General features: G+C 31.5%; 18 protein-coding genes. 9 read left to right on the top strand and 9 right to left on the bottom strand.

Going from position 1 to position 15,753, the window contains the following annotated elements; all coding sequences use genetic code 11:
• Positions 1–25: 25 nt before the first annotated feature.
• The 4 genes from ribD to OLM52_RS07580 are packed head-to-tail and all read left to right on the top strand — an operon-like array spanning position 26 to position 3,152.
• Positions 26–1,069: a bifunctional diaminohydroxyphosphoribosylaminopyrimidine deaminase/5-amino-6-(5-phosphoribosylamino)uracil reductase RibD gene (gene ribD, locus OLM52_RS07565; RefSeq protein ID WP_264547933.1), complete on the top strand. Its 1,044-nt coding sequence runs from the start codon at positions 26–28 to the stop codon at positions 1,067–1,069.
• The gene (locus OLM52_RS07570) at positions 1,062–1,667 is read left to right on the top strand and encodes an HAD family hydrolase (RefSeq protein ID WP_264547934.1); all 606 of its coding nucleotides are present in this window, start codon (positions 1,062–1,064) and stop codon (positions 1,665–1,667) included. The genes ribD and OLM52_RS07570 overlap by 8 nt, the downstream gene beginning before the upstream one ends.
• Positions 1,668–1,674: 7 nt before the next feature.
• The gene (locus tag OLM52_RS07575; protein ID WP_264547935.1) at positions 1,675–2,535 is read left to right on the top strand and encodes an EamA family transporter; all 861 of its coding nucleotides are present in this window, start codon (positions 1,675–1,677) and stop codon (positions 2,533–2,535) included.
• Between the two features lie 2 nt (positions 2,536–2,537).
• Positions 2,538–3,152: an IMPACT family protein gene (locus OLM52_RS07580; RefSeq protein ID WP_264547936.1), complete on the top strand. Its 615-nt coding sequence runs from the start codon at positions 2,538–2,540 to the stop codon at positions 3,150–3,152.
• Positions 3,153–3,156: 4 nt separating this feature from the next.
• Here OLM52_RS07580 and OLM52_RS07585 read toward each other — a convergent pair whose 3' ends face one another.
• Positions 3,157–3,558 (bottom strand): acyl-CoA thioesterase, encoded by a 402-nt coding sequence (locus OLM52_RS07585; RefSeq protein WP_264547937.1) that lies wholly within the window; start codon positions 3,556–3,558, stop codon positions 3,157–3,159.
• Between the two features lie 205 nt (positions 3,559–3,763).
• Between OLM52_RS07585 and dnaA the strand changes: the two genes are divergently transcribed.
• From dnaA to OLM52_RS07600, 3 genes are read left to right on the top strand one after another with little or no spacing between them, the layout of a single operon-like run.
• Positions 3,764–5,191 (top strand): chromosomal replication initiator protein DnaA, encoded by a 1,428-nt coding sequence (dnaA, locus tag OLM52_RS07590; RefSeq protein WP_264547938.1) that lies wholly within the window; start codon positions 3,764–3,766, stop codon positions 5,189–5,191.
• 1 nt (position 5,192) lies between these two features.
• Positions 5,193–5,648: a low molecular weight protein-tyrosine-phosphatase gene (locus OLM52_RS07595; RefSeq protein ID WP_264547939.1), complete on the top strand. Its 456-nt coding sequence runs from the start codon at positions 5,193–5,195 to the stop codon at positions 5,646–5,648.
• A 4-nt stretch (positions 5,649–5,652) separates the two neighbouring features.
• Positions 5,653–6,390 (top strand): SAM-dependent methyltransferase, encoded by a 738-nt coding sequence (locus OLM52_RS07600; protein WP_264547940.1) that lies wholly within the window; start codon positions 5,653–5,655, stop codon positions 6,388–6,390.
• Here the strand turns inward: OLM52_RS07600 and OLM52_RS07605 are convergent, their stop codons facing one another.
• From OLM52_RS07605 to dapF, 6 genes are all read right to left on the bottom strand, one after another.
• The gene (locus OLM52_RS07605) at positions 6,391–7,035 is read right to left on the bottom strand and encodes a peptidoglycan-binding protein LysM (RefSeq protein WP_264547941.1); all 645 of its coding nucleotides are present in this window, start codon (positions 7,033–7,035) and stop codon (positions 6,391–6,393) included.
• Between the two features lie 96 nt (positions 7,036–7,131).
• Complete coding sequence (locus OLM52_RS07610) at positions 7,132–8,025, bottom strand: YfiM family protein (protein ID WP_264547942.1); 894 nt, start codon at positions 8,023–8,025, stop codon at positions 7,132–7,134.
• 102 nt (positions 8,026–8,127) lie between these two features.
• Entirely contained in the window at positions 8,128–9,168 is a 1,041-nt protein-coding gene (gene mltG, locus OLM52_RS07615) for an endolytic transglycosylase MltG (RefSeq protein WP_264547943.1), read from the bottom strand.
• Between the two features lie 16 nt (positions 9,169–9,184).
• Positions 9,185–9,712 (bottom strand): GNAT family N-acetyltransferase, encoded by a 528-nt coding sequence (locus tag OLM52_RS07620; protein ID WP_264547944.1) that lies wholly within the window; start codon positions 9,710–9,712, stop codon positions 9,185–9,187.
• The gene (locus OLM52_RS07625; RefSeq protein ID WP_264547945.1) at positions 9,713–10,492 is read right to left on the bottom strand and encodes a DUF6090 family protein; all 780 of its coding nucleotides are present in this window, start codon (positions 10,490–10,492) and stop codon (positions 9,713–9,715) included. It abuts the gene before it with no gap.
• On the bottom strand, positions 10,492–11,274 hold the full coding sequence (dapF, locus tag OLM52_RS07630) for a diaminopimelate epimerase (RefSeq protein WP_264547946.1): 783 nt from the start codon (positions 11,272–11,274) through the stop codon (positions 10,492–10,494). Before dapF ends, OLM52_RS07625 begins: the two co-directional genes overlap by 1 nt.
• A 123-nt stretch (positions 11,275–11,397) precedes the next feature.
• Between dapF and OLM52_RS07635 the strand changes: the two genes are divergently transcribed.
• On the top strand, positions 11,398–12,771 hold the full coding sequence (locus OLM52_RS07635) for a Do family serine endopeptidase (RefSeq protein WP_264547947.1): 1,374 nt from the start codon (positions 11,398–11,400) through the stop codon (positions 12,769–12,771).
• 66 nt (positions 12,772–12,837) lie between these two features.
• Here the strand turns inward: OLM52_RS07635 and OLM52_RS07640 are convergent, their stop codons facing one another.
• The gene (locus tag OLM52_RS07640) at positions 12,838–13,473 is read right to left on the bottom strand and encodes an acyloxyacyl hydrolase (protein ID WP_264547948.1); all 636 of its coding nucleotides are present in this window, start codon (positions 13,471–13,473) and stop codon (positions 12,838–12,840) included.
• Positions 13,474–13,622: 149 nt separating this feature from the next.
• On the opposite strand from OLM52_RS07640, the gene OLM52_RS07645 reads away from it, so the two are divergent.
• Entirely contained in the window at positions 13,623–15,071 is a 1,449-nt protein-coding gene (locus tag OLM52_RS07645; protein WP_264547949.1) for a glyceraldehyde-3-phosphate dehydrogenase, read from the top strand.
• A gap of 46 nt (positions 15,072–15,117) precedes the next feature.
• Here OLM52_RS07645 and OLM52_RS07650 read toward each other — a convergent pair whose 3' ends face one another.
• Positions 15,118–15,651, bottom strand: a complete 534-nt coding sequence (locus tag OLM52_RS07650) for a TlpA family protein disulfide reductase (RefSeq protein WP_264547950.1) — start codon at positions 15,649–15,651, stop codon at positions 15,118–15,120.
• Between the last annotated feature and the right edge of the window lie 102 nt (positions 15,652–15,753).

Genomic DNA, 15,753 nt, shown 5'->3' on the forward strand with positions numbered 1-15,753 from the left:
TTGTTAAAAATCTTATTTTTGTATCATGACAACGCACGAATTTTACATGAAACGCTGTATTGAACTCGCTAAAAATGGTTTGGGAACTACGTATCCAAATCCGTTAGTGGGTAGTGTAATTGTACATGAAAACAAAATTATCGGCGAAGGTTGGCACAAAAAAGCTGGCGAACCTCATGCGGAGGTCCATGCGGTGAATTCGGTAAAAGATAAATCATTATTGAAAGAAGCCACAATTTATGTAAGTTTAGAACCCTGTAGCCATTTCGGAAAAACACCACCGTGTTGTGATTTAATTATAGCAAATGAAATTCCAAATGTAGTGATTGGTACCGTTGACCCATTTGCAAAAGTTGCCGGTAATGGCATCAAAAAACTGATTGAAAGCGGCAAAAATGTAACCGTTGGCATTTTAGAAGACGAATGTAATGAGCTCAACAAACGATTTTTTACCTTCCATCAAAAACAAAGACCTTATATTATTTTGAAATGGGCAGAAACAGCTGATGGATTTATTGCTCCGATTTCGAAAGAAGAAAAAAGTCCAATTTGGATTACAAATCAATATTCCAGACAATTGGTTCACAAATGGCGCACTGAAGAACAAGCTATTTTAGTGGGAACAACTACCGTTTTAGACGATAATCCAAAATTAGATGCACGCGATTTCTCTGGAAATAATCCAATTCGTATTGTGTTGGATAAATCAGGTAAGATTTCTGAAAACTATCATGTAAAAAACAATTTACAAAAAACAATTTTTATAACCGAAAGTGAAAATTACACCTCAACTGAAAATTGTATCTTTGAAAATGCTATCTTTGATACTAACCTGATTTCTTCAATTTGCACCCTTTTGTATAAAAGTAACATACAATCGGTTATTATTGAAGGAGGAAGTAAAACCTTGCAATCGTTCATAAATTTGAATTTATGGGATGAAGCAAGAATTTTTAAAGGAAAAACAATATTTCAAAACGGCATAACAGCCCCAATTATTTCCGGAAATCCGGTTGCTAGTTTTGACATAATAGATGATGAACTTAAAATTTTCAAGAATTATGATTGAAGCAATTATTTTTGATTTTGGCGATGTTTTTATCGATTTGAACAAACAAGCTATTGATACCGAATTTAGAAAATTAGGGTTAACAGCTTGGCATGACGATTTAGATGCCTTAAATAAAAAGTACGAAATTGGAAAAATTGATGAATTGGAGTTTATGGAAGGTTTTCAGAAACATCTTCCCAATGCTGGTTTAGTGGAAATAAGAGCCGCTTGGAATTCAATTTTAGGCGATTTTCCATTGTATCGATTGGAATTTTTGCAAATGATTTCATCAAAATATCGCTTGTTTCTTTTAAGCAATACCGATCATACACACATTGAAAAATTTGAACACAACGAAGGCCAAACTTTTGCTCGTGATTTTTATAGTTGTTTTGAAAAAGTATATTTTTCATACGAAATCGGAATTCGTAAACCCGATGAAAATGCGTTCAAATACGTGATTAATAATCATAATTTGAATCCTAAAAAAACATTATTTGTAGACGATAAAAAAGAAAACACCGATATGGCTGAAAAGTTAGGTTTTCAAGTTTGGAATTTACAAGTTGGCATAGATGATGTTGTGGAACTTTTTGATAAAAAAATTATAATATAACCTCCTCGTGATTTACTTATTTTTAAGCATTCTTTTTAATGCTGTGCTTTTTGTTATTGTTAAACTTTTTGCAAAATTCAATATTGACGCCTTACAAGCGTTAGTAGTAAATTACTTAATTGCTTTTTTTGTCGGTTTTTTCTTTTTAGAAAATGAGATAAATACTTCAGAAATTGTGCAACAAAATTGGTTCACCGGAAGTGTTTTATTAGGTTTTATTTTCATCAGCACTTTTTATGTAACAGCAATTACTTCGCAAAGAAACGGTCTTTCAGTGGCTTCTGTAGCTTCTAAAATGTCCGTTATAATTCCAATTTCTTTAGGCGTACTTTTGTATAATGAAACACTAGGAATTATAAAGATTATTGGTATAATTTTAGCGCTGATTGCCGTGTATTTTACTTCTAAAAAAGAAACAGGCGAAATTCAAAAAGCAACCAATATCTTATTTCCTGCATTGGTTTTTATTGGAGCTGGAACGATAGATTCAAGTTTAAAATATTTACAAACGCATCATGTAGCTGTTAATCAAATTGGATTGTTTTCAACAGTAACTTTTTTTTGTGCTTTCAGTGTTGGAATGCTAACCCTTATTTTTTTAACCATACGAGGAAAGATAAAATTTTCTGGAAGAAATATTCTAGGCGGAATTGCTTTGGGTTTACCCAATTACTTTTCGTTGTATTATTTGGTTAAAATGCTAGAAGCAAAAGCCTTTCAAAGCGCCACTTTATTTACAATTCACAACATTTCTATCGTTTTAGTTTCTACTTTTGTAGGCATTCTTTTTTTTAAAGAAAAAATTTCGCTTCGCAATGCAATCGGAATAGGATTAGCCTTATTCGCACTTTATTTAGTTACCTATTAAAAATGGATTTTTCAGAAAACGATTTATATAAAACAATAGATTTTCCCTCGGAAGAGGTATTACTCAAAGAAAAAAATAGCAAATTCTTTGGTTACGCCTTTCCCATATCTTCTGAAGAAGAAGTAAAAGAAATTTTAGACCGATTACGAAAAGAACATTTTTCGGCGCGCCATTGGTGCTATGCTTATCAAATTGGCACAGAGAAAATCCAATACCGTGCTAATGATGATGGTGAACCAAATAATAGTGCTGGAATGCCTATTTACGGACAAATTCAGTCGTTTGAAGTAACAAATGCATTAGTTGTTGTGGTTCGATATTTTGGCGGTGTAAAGTTAGGGGTTGGCGGATTAATTTCCGCATACAAAACAGCAGCACAAATGGCTTTGGAAAATGCAACTATTATTGAAAAAACAATTAATAAACATTTTGTCATTTCATTTGGTTATGCCCACATGAATAAAGTGATGCGAATTATCAAAGAAAAAAATCTGCAAATCGTTGCTCAAAAAATGGAAATGGACTGTGAAATCGAAATTTCAATCCGAAAAAAAAATGCCCAAAATTTATTGGACACTTTTGAAAATTTGTATGAACTAAAAGTAACTGAAATTTAAAATTTTACAAGGCATTTATTTTTTCTAAAACATAGCTTGGAGGTAACATTGGACGTCCCGATTTCATGTCAACAAACACCAACATAGAATAACCAGTTGTTAATAACTCATTTGTTTCATTATAAATTTCATAGTCAAATTCTATCTTCACTGACGTCTGACTTTTCAATATAGTTTTAACAGTTAATAAGTCGTCATAACGAGCCGGTTTCTTGTAATTCATTGACAACGAAACCACTGGAAGCATCACTCCGTTTTCTTCCATCCATTTATAGGAAACCCCCATATTTCTTAGCCATTCCACGCGTCCCATCTCAAAATACTGTGCATAATTACCGTGGTAAACTACTCCCATTTGATCGGTTTCAGCATACCGCACACGAACTTGAAATTGATATTCTCTCATATTAAACTGATATTAAATTATTCTTAAAAAATTATTAAAACGACTTACAATATTTTTTTTAAAAAATCAATAGCAAAAAAATTTTTTTTAAAGAAAATTGTTCACATATTTGCTATCCCAAAGATTAAAAAAAGAACCCCTATTTTTTTTTTGTAAGATAACCTATACAAAACTAAAAAAACAACTATTAACAAGAATAGAATTTATGACTAAAACTGCGCAATCGGTATGGAATAACTGTCTGTCTTTTATCAAAGACAATATTCAAGATCAAGCATACAAAACTTGGTTTGAACCTATTCAGTCAGTTGAACTAAACGATAACGCGTTGTCTATTCAGGTACCTAGTAAATTTTTCTACGAATGGCTAGAAGAACACTATGTAAAATTGTTAAAAGTGGCACTAACCAAAGAATTGGGTCCAAGTGCAAAGTTATTGTATAAAATTAAGATGGAAAACACTTATGGCAATAAACTTCCATTTACTGAGCAAATTCCTAGTTACAATAGAACTGCGGTAAAACCTCAGGAAGTAGATGTGCCAATTGTTAATAAAAATCCTGAACTTAAAAATCCATTTGTAATTCCTGGAATTCGTAACTTAAAAATCGAATCACAGTTAAATGCAAATTATAGTTTTGACAACTTCCTTGAAGGAGATTCTAACCGATTAGCTAGAAGCGCCGGAATGGCTGTAGCAAATAAACCAGGAGGAACTTCATTCAACCCGCTGTTAATTTTTGGCGGAGTTGGCTTAGGAAAAACGCATTTAGCACATGCTATTGGAGTAGAAATCAAAGATAAATACCCTGAAAAAACGGTTTTATATATTTCGGCTGAAATTTTCACGCAGCAATATATTGATTCGGTTAAGAAGAATACAAGAAATGATTTTATTCACTTTTATCAATTAATTGATGTTTTAATCATTGACGATGTACAGTTTTTATCTGGAAAATCTGGAACACAAGATGTGTTTTTCCACATTTTTAATTATTTACATCAAAATGGAAAACAAGTAATTCTTACTTCTGACAAAGCGCCAGTTGATATGCAAGATATTGAGCAACGCTTGTTATCTCGTTTTAAATGGGGACTTTCTGCAGAATTACACCAACCCGATTATGAAACTCGTATCTCTATCTTAAAAAATATTTTATTTAGAGATGGCGTTGAAATGCCAGATGACATAATTGAATATGTAGCTAAAAACATTAAATCAAACGTTCGTGAATTAGAAGGTGCCATCATCTCATTGATTGCGCAATCTTCTTTTAATAAGCGTGAAGTTACTATTGATTTAGCAAAACAAGTGGTTGAAAAATTTGTAAAAAATGTAAAACGTGAAATTTCAATAGACTACATTCAGAAAACAGTTTCTGATTATTTTCAATTGGATATTGAAACTTTGCAATCTAAAACAAGAAAACGTCATGTGGTTCAAGCGCGACAATTAGCCATGTTTTTTGCAAAAAAATTCACAAAAGCTTCGTTAGCAAATATTGGTTCACAAATTGGCGACAGAGATCACGCAACGGTTTTACATGCTTGCAAAACAGTCGACAACTTGGTAGCTACTGATAAACAATTTAAAAAATTTGTTGACGACATCAACAAGAAATTATCGCTGTAAAATGTCGGTTAAAATTTTAATGGTTTGCTTAGGAAATATTTGCCGTTCTCCTTTGGCAGAAGGTATTTTACGTTCTAAACTTTCTGAAAAATTTATAGTAGACTCTGCCGGAACTGGTGGTTGGCACGCAGGCGAATTACCTGATAAACGTTCGATTGCGATAGCCAGACTAAAAGGTTTGGATATTTCCAATCAAAGAGCGCGACAATTTAAAGTTTCAGACTTTACAACATTTGACCATATTTTTGTAATGGATAACACCAACTACAAAGAGGTAATAGCTTTAGCACCAAATGAAGCAACAAAATCAAAAGTTAAACTCATTTTAAACGAAATTTTCCCAAACGATAACAATGATGTTCCGGACCCATATTATGGCGGCATTGATGGTTTTGAAAATGTTTACAATATGTTAGACCAAGCTTGTGACGAAATTGCAAGAAAACTTAAGAAATAAAATCATGAAATCACCAAATTCTTTAGGCAAACTGTATTTAATCCCTATCACGCTTTCCAATCCGGGAGAAACTACTGTGGCTCCTGAAGATGTTTTGCCTCAAACCATCAAAAGAACAATTGATTTTATAGATACGTATATTGTTGAAAACGAAAAAACCGCTCGAAAATTTATAAAAAGTATTCATCCCGATAAAAAGCAACCCGATTTAAAAATTTCAGTATTAAATAAACATACAGAAACTGCTGAACATTACGAATTTATCAAGCCACTTTTAAGTGGAGAAAATATTGGATTAATGAGCGAATCTGGTTGTCCTGGAATTGCTGATCCTGGCGCTGTAATTGTAAAAATCGCACATGAAAAAGGCATTCAAGTTGTGCCACTGGTTGGTCCTAGTTCTATTTTATTAGCTCTAATGGCAAGCGGAATGAATGGACAAAGTTTTGCCTTTAATGGCTATTTACCTATTGATAAAAACGATAAAAAACAAGCTTTAAAAAGTTTTGAACGCTTGTCACAAGAAAAAAATCAGTCGCAGTTATTTATTGAAACACCGTATAGAAACAATAAATTAATGGAAGATTTATTGCAAATTTTACAACCAAGCACCTATTTATGTGTGGCTTGCGATATTACTTTACCAACGGAATACATAAAAACAAAAACAATAAACGAGTGGAAAAAAGAAAAGGCCGATTTACATAATCGACCTTGTATTTTTATTATTCACAAAATGTAATTATTCTAAATTTACTTTCGCGTATAAATCAGCTTTGATATGAGAAGTATCATATCCTGCAAATTTTCTGATATAACTTGATAATGAAGTTCCAAAACCGTCTTTAAAACCGTTTTTACCGTTACTTCTTAAATATTTTTTTACTGAACCAGCACCACCTAAATGAGCTGCAGCTACTAAACCCGATTCTGTAATTTCAACACCGTTGATTACTTTACCAGAAAATTTAGCGATTTCTTTACGTAATTCCCATTTATTGCGCGCAATTAATGCTTCAAAAGCCTTGTCTTGCCATTCTGCATTACGTAAAAATTCTTGATAATCATAAATACCTACAGTACGTAGTGCACTTTTTCCGAATTGGTATTTACCCATGTAACCGTAAGGATTAACTAAGTGCAATATACCTCTTGACTCTTTGTAAGCCATTTTTTGAGCAAAACCAATAAATGATTTTCCAACATGCGGTACTACTACCGCTACTTTTTCTTCGTTTTCATATTCGTTAGCAACATGGTATTTAATTACCTCATTATCTGCTAAATGAAACCCTTTTACTTTTTTTTCTTCTAAGCTAATAAAACCTGAAGAAACTACTGAAACTAGGAGTGTCAATCCTAAAATGTAAGACCCTTTTTTTATCATGAATTGTTATTTCTCAGCGTCTGTCACCCATCTGAAATTACCGATGCAAATATACAAAAAAAATTATAATATTGATTTACAGCGTGTTAATAATTCTTAAAAGTAGATGAAGTGCGCTTTAACTCCGTTAAAATCATCATATTGCAAAGTTGGTGCAGGAATTTTTAGTGTGTTAAAAACCGAAAAAAGTGACTTTAAAAAATGTGATTTTGTCTTAATTTTAGTCAAATCGACATCAAAACTGAGATAAAATTGACGATATGGGCTCTGAAAAATACTGTTTTGAATAGCTTCGGTATTTGTTCCATACAACATACCTTCTCCACCATAACCAAAAGCTATATTTAACCATTTTGGAGTAAAACTATCTTTAGTAAATGATTGTATATTAAATGACAGCCAATAGGTTTGACCGTTGTAATCTTTTAAAATTTGTTCGTTTAGCGAAGCGCCAAGTGTTTCCGGACGTTGTGCTGCAAATTTGGTTTGCTGAAAAGAGAATTTTGGAGTAATTCGTTGTTCGTTCCAAAGTAGTTCTTGTGAAACATGTAATGCAGTTCCTGATACATTAGCAATAATATCTCCAGAAGATGCACCCCATTCTTGTGAAAAGCCATCAAAAACCTCAACTACGGTTAAAAACCCCAATCCGAGCGTAGAACCATAAATCAACTGTTCTTTTTGAGATGCTCCACTCCATTCCAAAAGTTCGGCCCCTACTCTACCTAAATGATAGGAAGAGTACACATGACCTAATTTATCCATTTGCAACCATTGCTTATTATCGTTGATGAAATGGAAATTGGTTTGCGGATAATCTTGATACCAAATTTGGTTTAAACCTACAAGTGTTGCACCTAATGCAATAGATTCACCAACATAAACGACAGTTCTTTTTGGTTTATTAAGCGTATCAGAAGGTTCTAAAAACGAATTAATAGACGATTGTGCCTGACTGAGAACAGAAACAAACAGAAAAATGGACAGCAAAACAGCCCTGATTGAAGAGAAAATCCTATACTGAAAGCATAGATTGAAATGGAAAGCAGGAAAATGGATTACTGATAAAGCCCATACCATTCGCTTCAGAAATTATCGGTTGATACCTAATTTGCTTACCCAATCTGCATATTTTTTTGCATTTACTTGATGTGCTTCATAACTAGATGCAAAAGCATGATAACCTGGCTTGTCTGGATTTGCACAGAAATATATATAATCGTGATTTGTAGCATTTAAAACCGCATCAATAGCCGAAACATCTGGCATTGCTATTGGTCCTGGTGGTAACCCTTTATTGATGTAGGTATTATATGCTGATTTAATTCGTAAATCATTATAAAAAACGCGTTTGATTTCCTGATCAAAATCACCTGTTTGCTTTTTAATAGCATAAATAACCGTTGGATCGGCTTGTAAAGGCATGTCTTGTGTTAAACGATTTAAGTAAACTCCAGCAACATCTGGACGCTCGTCTACTTTTGCCGTTTCTTTATGTACAATTGAGGCTAAAGTATAGACTTGAATTGGTGTTAAATTTTTAGCTTTTGCTTTTGCTAATCGGGCCTCGTTCCAAAACTTATTATATTCTTTAGCCAATTTATTAGCTATTTTGTTTGCAGGTGTATTCCAATAAAACTCGTATGTATTTGGAATAAACAAGGCTAAAATTGTTTCTTCAGTAAAGCCGTTTTCTTGTAAAAAAGGCGTGTTTGTAAAAGCAACTTCTAAAGCCAAACTATCAGGTTCTAATTGGGTTGACAAACGTTGTACCAATTTACCTATCGTTTCTTGATTATTAAATGCAACTTTAACAGGAACGTTTAAGCGTAAGCTTCTTACCATATCAAAACTGGTCATGTCTTTTTTGAAAAGAAATTTTCCAGCTTTTACGTTGGTACTGTAATTTCTTGAAGTAGCTACGAAATCAAATTTTTCAAAATCTTTAATTAATGGTTTCACAATTTCGGATACTTGTGCATAGTTTGAATTCGAAGGAATATAAACATAAACCTCATTTTGAGAAAATTGAGTATTTGGTGTAAATGCTTTAAAATAGACATAAACACCAACTGCAGTTGCAATTACAATTCCTGCAACAGCAATGATTGAAATTATTTTTTTTACGTTCAAGGGGTTTGTTCGTTATTTAGTTATTGATTAATTGAAAAAGTATTTCGTCTTTAAAAATGTTATCTACTTTTATCCAATCTTTTTTTGTTCCAATTTTTTGAAAGCCAAATTTAGTAAAAAGTTGCTTACTAATTTCATTATCGCTTCCTATATTTGCATACAATTGATGCAACTGTAATTGATTAAAAGCATAATTGATTACCAATTGTAATGCTTCTGAACCTATTCCAGAATTTCTATTACTCTCGTTTGAGATTACAATACCAACTCCAGCTCTGTTATTTTTAGGATCAAAATCAAACAAATCAATTAAACCAATTGCTTCAAAAGTATCACTTAAACAAATAGCCAATCGCAATTGCTTCGCTTCGTATATATCCTGATGTGCATTTTCTAAATACTGACGAATTAAAAAACGACTGTAGGGTGTTTGTGTATTGCTTACTTCCCAAACCGATTCGTTATTTTCTATAGCATAGATAAACTCTAAATCTTCGGGTTCAAGTGCGCGCAGATATATGGTATTTCCAGTTAGTGTTATCATTTATTCTTTATCGTCTTTGATTTTTAATATCTCAATCTGTTTTTTTATTTTTTTTAGTGTTGAAATTAACGACTTATTAATAACTAAAGCATCTCTTTCGATTTCAATTTTTCTATAAATTAAGTTCCAAAGTTCTATAGAATTTTGCATTTTTTGAAAATCAGTTTTTGGTCCATTTTTAGTAGAAACATCAGGCAAATCGAAATGAGGATTTACACCACTGTCCAGCATAATATCAGAATAATTAATATTTTTTTGAATGAATGGTTGCAATTGCATTACACAATAATTAGTTCTATCCTCATCATTAACATTTATTTGCTGTTGATAATAAGATAGATTCTCGAAATACTTGCTAATTTTTTTATCATTTACTTTTGTTAAATATCCTTGCGATAGAAACTCATTTATTACAGGATAAAAAAATGTTTGAGACGCACAATCTGTTGTTAATTTAAGTTTTTCTAAATATACAGCATTAGAATCAATTCTTTTACTTTCCATATAATCAATACAATATTTTAATTCTTTTGTCATATATTCTGTGTAACCAGTATTGTTTTCTAACAATTTTAATAGAGAATCAATTTCATTTGAAATTTTAACATAGTAATTTTGAATAACAATTTCTTGTTTTCTTATTTCGTTCCAATTGTTAATTTGTAGAGCAATTAATATTCCAATAACAACTAAAACAATTTCACCAATAGCATATTTGAAATAATTTATATAGGCTAACTTTACAATAAATTGTTCGCGTAACTTTCTGAATAATTTCATTATATTTCTATTTTACCTTCAAAAACAAAAGTTGCTGGGCCAATTAAAAAAACGTTGGTATAGTTTCCATTGTTTTCTTCAAATTGTACTTTCAATTTTCCGCCTTCTACATTTAAATCGATTTGATTATTTTTTGTTTTCCCTATTTGATGCATGGCGATGGCAACAGCTGTTACTCCAGTTCCACATGACAAAGTTTCATCTTCTACACCACGCTCATAGGTGCGAACAGCAAAAATGTCATTTTCCAATTGACTCACAAAATTAACATTGCTTCCCGCTTTTCCATACAAATCAGAATAACGAATTTTTGCTCCTTCAGATTTTACATCTATTGTTTTTAAATCATCAACCATTTGCACATGATGAGGCGAACCTGTATTCAAAAAGGTATAATTTGATTCGTTTTTTATTGCATTTACATCTTTCATTTGAAGCGAAACCGTATTATTTGCATCAATTGTTGCGAAATGATATCCATCAACCGCTTCAAATTCGGCTTTTTCTGAAATTACATTCAATTGTTTTGCAAAGGCAACCAAACATCTTCCGCCATTTCCACACATTGAACTTTCGTTTCCATCTGAATTATAATAAACCATTTTAAAATCATAATCAGCATGATTTTCAAGCAAAATTAGCCCGTCTGCTCCTATTCCAAAACGTCTATCGCACAATTTTTCAATAAGTTGTGTATTTTCTTTAGGAAAAAATTCAGCACGATTATCAATCATCACAAAATCGTTTCCAGTTCCTTGATATTTATAAAATGTAACTTGCATTATGATATAAGTTTATACAAAAGTACAAATATTAATAAGATGTTAAACATTGTTAATCGAGCGTTAAAGTGATTTTTTGGAATATTTTTTGTTATAATTTTGAGTGAACAAAAATTAATAGAAATGAAAAAATTTGGAAGTTTATTACTCGTATCGCTCTTGAGTGGAGCCGTAACATTAGGTGCTTACAAATTATTTTTAGAACCAAATAACGCAGGAAAACTAACACTTGCATCACCTAATTATGCCAAAAATGTAAATTTAGGCGCTGAGAACATCGATTTTACTACTGCAGCTGAAAACACGATTCATGCAGTGGTTCACGTTAAAAACAAAACCATTTCAAAAGTTCCTTATTTGGATTTCTTTTATGGTTACAGAGGCGACAGAGAGCAAACACAAATTGGAACTGGCTCTGGTGTAATTATAACTGAAGATGGCTATATTGTGACAAATAATCACGTAATTAAAGATGCAACCGAATTAGAAGTTACCTTAAACAATAACAAATCATACATTGCAAAACTTGTAGGAACAGATTCCAAAATGGATATTGCTTTGTTAAAAATTGATGCTAACGAAAAATTACCTTATGCTATTTTTGGCGATTCAGATGGCATAAAAGTTGGAGAATGGGTCTTAGCAGTTGGAAATCCGTACAATTTAAATTCGACTGTTACAGCAGGAATTGTATCGGCAAAAGCTAGAAATTTAGCCAATGATGGAATTCAATCATTCATTCAAACTGACGCTGCTGTTAATCCAGGAAATAGTGGTGGTGCTTTAGTAAACACTCGTGGTGAATTAATTGGAATTAACACCATGATTTCTTCACCAACCGGAAGTTATGCAGGCTATTCTTTTGCGGTTCCATCCAATATTACAAGAAAAATTATTGAGGATTTAATGCAATTTGGAAATGTACAAAGAGGTGTTTTAGGGATTGAAGGTGGCGAATTGAATTCTAACTTTGCAAAAGAATTAGGTGTGAACCAAACGCAAGGATTCTACATTAATAAAGTAACCAAAAATTCGGGTGCCGAAAAAGCTGGATTATCAAAAGGCGATATCATTGTACAATTAGATGATAAAAAAATAAATAGTTTTGCTGAATTAACTTCCCACATCAATACAAAAAGACCTAATGATATTGTTCAGGTTAGCGTTTTGAGAGACGGAAAACAAAAAACAATTCCTGTAAAACTAACAAAAAAAGAAATTCTTAATTATGAATTCAACGGAATAGAATTTGAAGATATTGATGCCAGCGACAAAAAACAATTTAGAATTAAAGAAGGCATTAAAATTAAATCTATTTCTAATCCTGAATATGCAGAATATGCAGAATTATTAAATGGGGCAATAATTTTAAGTATTGATGGTCAAGTAGCTAAAGATATGGAAACCGTTTCTAGTTATTTAGCTAAAAAAGAAAATCAAAAAGCACGTTATAAAATTATTACGCCTAACGGACAAATGTATGTTATCATCATGTAAAAGATACGCGTAAAAATCATAACAAAAAGTCGTAAAACAAATTTAGTTTTACGACTTTTTATTTAATTATTGAAGTTCAAAATAAGAACCAAACTCAAATCCTACAGAGTTGAGTCCAAAATTTGGCGTTTGTAAATTAGCATTTGAAACATGTCTAAACATACATTTTGCATCAAACGACACGTTTTTATATCTAAAATTATACCCTAAAGCGAGAATATCACTAAAAGCAAACCCTTTTTTAAGTCGTTCTGTATCGGTATCAATATACATTGGACCAGTGTTTAAAACTGCAAAAACAGACGAATTTGAGCTTAATAATCGTCTGTAAACAATTCCAACATTTAAAACATACTCATTAATGGATTTTAAAGCCATGTATTTTGCTCTCAACTCATCTCCATTTTCTACTGTGTGACTGATAAACCAAAAATTTATCATTTGATGCTGTGATCTGTAATAACTAGGCTCAATAAGTATTTCAAAATGGTTTTTATTGCTTCTGTGCAGCTTAAAGTGATTAGAAAACTTAAATATTTTACTTTCAAAGGTATAATCGCTGTCTTGCTTAATAAAAGTGTTTTGTGACGCATAACCAAAAGTAAAACCAGTCCGCAACCATTTATATCTTGGAATAGAATCTTGAGAAAAACCAAAAATAAAAAACAAAAGACAAAAGATAAATACTAATTTTAATTTCATTCTATTTTTTGCCAAAAATAGAAAAAATAAATTGGACAAAAAGAAGCAACGTTAATTTGATTATAAAACACTTAAAAAAAGGAAAATAAATTTCACGAAAACGTTTGAAATATATACTTTTGCACCACAAACACACAATAACTATTTAAATGGACAATACAATTTTGTACGAAAAAGAAATTGCTTTTCAAGCCGACCGAAGAAAAGCAGGTGTTGAATTTATCAAAATCATTAGTGATTTATGGTATGACAAATCAATTGAATTGGTTTTATTTCGCAATCAATTAATTGACAAAAATGTTAGCGAAATCATCAACTTACATGAATATGCTGGTGCTTTTGTTGAAAAACCTATCAATATTTTTGATTCTGTTGAAATTGCAAGTGCGATAGTTGATTTAGATTTACCACCATCAAGAATTGATATCGGTAAATTAACATATGAATATCATTTAGAAGATGATAAATACAATGATGCCAAAGCATTTGTGATTGATAAATTGAAAAACGCTAAGAATTTTCAGGAAATCAAACCTAAAGATGTTGTTTTGTATGGTTTTGGTCGAATTGGCCGTTTATTAGCTCGTGAAATGATGTCTAAAATTGGGAAAGGACAACAATTACGATTAAGAGCAATTGTTACAAGAGATAAAAATGATGCTAATTTATTAGAAAAAAGAGCGTCTTTGTTGCGATATGATTCGGTTCATGGTGATTTCCAAGGTTCAGTTATTGCAGATCCAGAAAACAATGCTTTATTAATTAACGGAACAACAGTTCACATTATTACTGCAAATTCTCCCGAAGAAATAGACTATACTGCTTATGGAATTGAAGATGCATTAGTTATTGATAATACAGGTGCTTTTACTACAGAAGAAGCATTAAAAAGACATTTAATTTCTAAAGGGGCGAGCAAAGTATTGTTAACCGCTCCAGGAAAAGGTGTACCAAATATTGTTTATGGAGTTAATCATGAAGAATATAACCCTGATGAAGTTGCTATTTTTTCAGCAGCTTCTTGTACAACAAATGCTATTACACCTGTTTTAAAAGCTGTTGAAGATACTTTACAAGTTATTAAAGGACATTTAGAAACTATTCACGCATATACTAACGACCAAAATTTAGTAGACAACATGCACAAAAAATACCGTCGTGGTCGTGCTGCTGCTTTAAATATGGTAATTACCGAAACCGGTGCTGGAAGTGCAGTTGCAAAAGCTTTACCAAGTTTAGCTGGAAAACTGACTTCAAATGCCATTCGTGTTCCTGTTCCAAATGGTTCATTAGTTGTATTGAATTTAGAAGTTGGCACAGCAACTTCGATAGAAGAAGTTAACAACATTATGAAAAAATATGCTTTAGAAGGCGAACTTGTAGAGCAAATTAAATATTCATTAAACAACGAATTGGTTTCTTCAGATATTGTTGGAACTTCGGCTCCAGCCATTTTTGATAGTAATGCTACTATTGTTTCTGGCGACGGAAAAAATATTGTGCTTTATGTTTGGTATGATAATGAGTTTGGATACAGTCACCAAGTAATTCGTTTGGCTAAATATATTGCTAAAGTAAGAAGATACACTTATTACTAGTAAGTTATAAATTCAAAAAAAGCGCTTCAAAATTGAAGCGCTTTTTTTATTTAACTAATTCATCTAAAACTTTTCTAAAGTTTTCAGAGTTCCAATTTGCAGAAAACTTAGTATCAATAACAATTCTTCCTTTTTTATTCAATACATAAGTAGATGGAATAACTTTATTTTCAAGAGGTTTTGGTGCTGGACTAAGACTAAAAAAAACTGGAAAACTAAACTTATTTTTTTCTATAAATGATCTAACTTCGACTTGAGTATTGCTTGTTACAAAATAAAATTGTGCTTTCGTTTTATAATCATCATACAATTTTTGAAAAATTTCTAATTCTTCAACTGATTTAGGATTATTTGCATCCCAAAAATGAATAATCATCACATTACCCTGATCAATATATAAATTTTTAGTCTTTCCAGTTGGTCCTATTAACGACCAATCAAAAAAAGGCACCACTTGCTGTTGTTCAAATGCAATATAAGTTGGTTCGGGCAAATTACTAACTTTAGAGTAATCTTTAAAAAAAATAAAAGTTGCAACACCAATCGCAATAAGAAATATAATAATTTTTACTTTTTTCATATGTTTAGAATTTATTTTTAGCGGTTACATGTGTTATCACCATTTTAATCCTACATGTTTATTTCACAATTATTTTATTTTTCATCAGAGTTAGATGATTTT

It is taken from the genome of Flavobacterium sp. N2820 (assembly GCF_025947285.1).
GTDB lineage: Bacteria > Bacteroidota > Bacteroidia > Flavobacteriales > Flavobacteriaceae > Flavobacterium.

Bases quoted from the DNA above. Each gene is read 5' to 3' on its own strand.
- ribD (WP_264547933.1), top strand. From the start codon at position 26: ATGACAACGCACGAATTTTACATGAAACGCTGTATTGAACTCGCTAAA.
- OLM52_RS07570 (WP_264547934.1), top strand. From the start codon at position 1,062: ATGATTGAAGCAATTATTTTTGATTTTGGCGATGTTTTTATCGATTTG.
- OLM52_RS07580 (WP_264547936.1), top strand. From the start codon at position 2,538: ATGGATTTTTCAGAAAACGATTTATATAAAACAATAGATTTTCCCTCG.
- OLM52_RS07585 (WP_264547937.1), bottom strand. From the start codon at position 3,558: ATGAGAGAATATCAATTTCAAGTTCGTGTGCGGTATGCTGAAACCGAT.
- dnaA (WP_264547938.1), top strand. From the start codon at position 3,764: ATGACTAAAACTGCGCAATCGGTATGGAATAACTGTCTGTCTTTTATC.
- OLM52_RS07595 (WP_264547939.1), top strand. From the start codon at position 5,193: ATGTCGGTTAAAATTTTAATGGTTTGCTTAGGAAATATTTGCCGTTCT.
- OLM52_RS07600 (WP_264547940.1), top strand. From the start codon at position 5,653: ATGAAATCACCAAATTCTTTAGGCAAACTGTATTTAATCCCTATCACG.
- OLM52_RS07605 (WP_264547941.1), bottom strand. From the start codon at position 7,035: ATGATAAAAAAAGGGTCTTACATTTTAGGATTGACACTCCTAGTTTCA.
- OLM52_RS07620 (WP_264547944.1), bottom strand. From the start codon at position 9,712: ATGATAACACTAACTGGAAATACCATATATCTGCGCGCACTTGAACCC.
- OLM52_RS07625 (WP_264547945.1), bottom strand. From the start codon at position 10,492: ATGAAATTATTCAGAAAGTTACGCGAACAATTTATTGTAAAGTTAGCC.
- dapF (WP_264547946.1), bottom strand. From the start codon at position 11,274: ATGCAAGTTACATTTTATAAATATCAAGGAACTGGAAACGATTTTGTG.
- OLM52_RS07635 (WP_264547947.1), top strand. From the start codon at position 11,398: ATGAAAAAATTTGGAAGTTTATTACTCGTATCGCTCTTGAGTGGAGCC.
- OLM52_RS07640 (WP_264547948.1), bottom strand. From the start codon at position 13,473: ATGAAATTAAAATTAGTATTTATCTTTTGTCTTTTGTTTTTTATTTTT.
- OLM52_RS07645 (WP_264547949.1), top strand. From the start codon at position 13,623: ATGGACAATACAATTTTGTACGAAAAAGAAATTGCTTTTCAAGCCGAC.
- OLM52_RS07650 (WP_264547950.1), bottom strand. From the start codon at position 15,651: ATGAAAAAAGTAAAAATTATTATATTTCTTATTGCGATTGGTGTTGCA.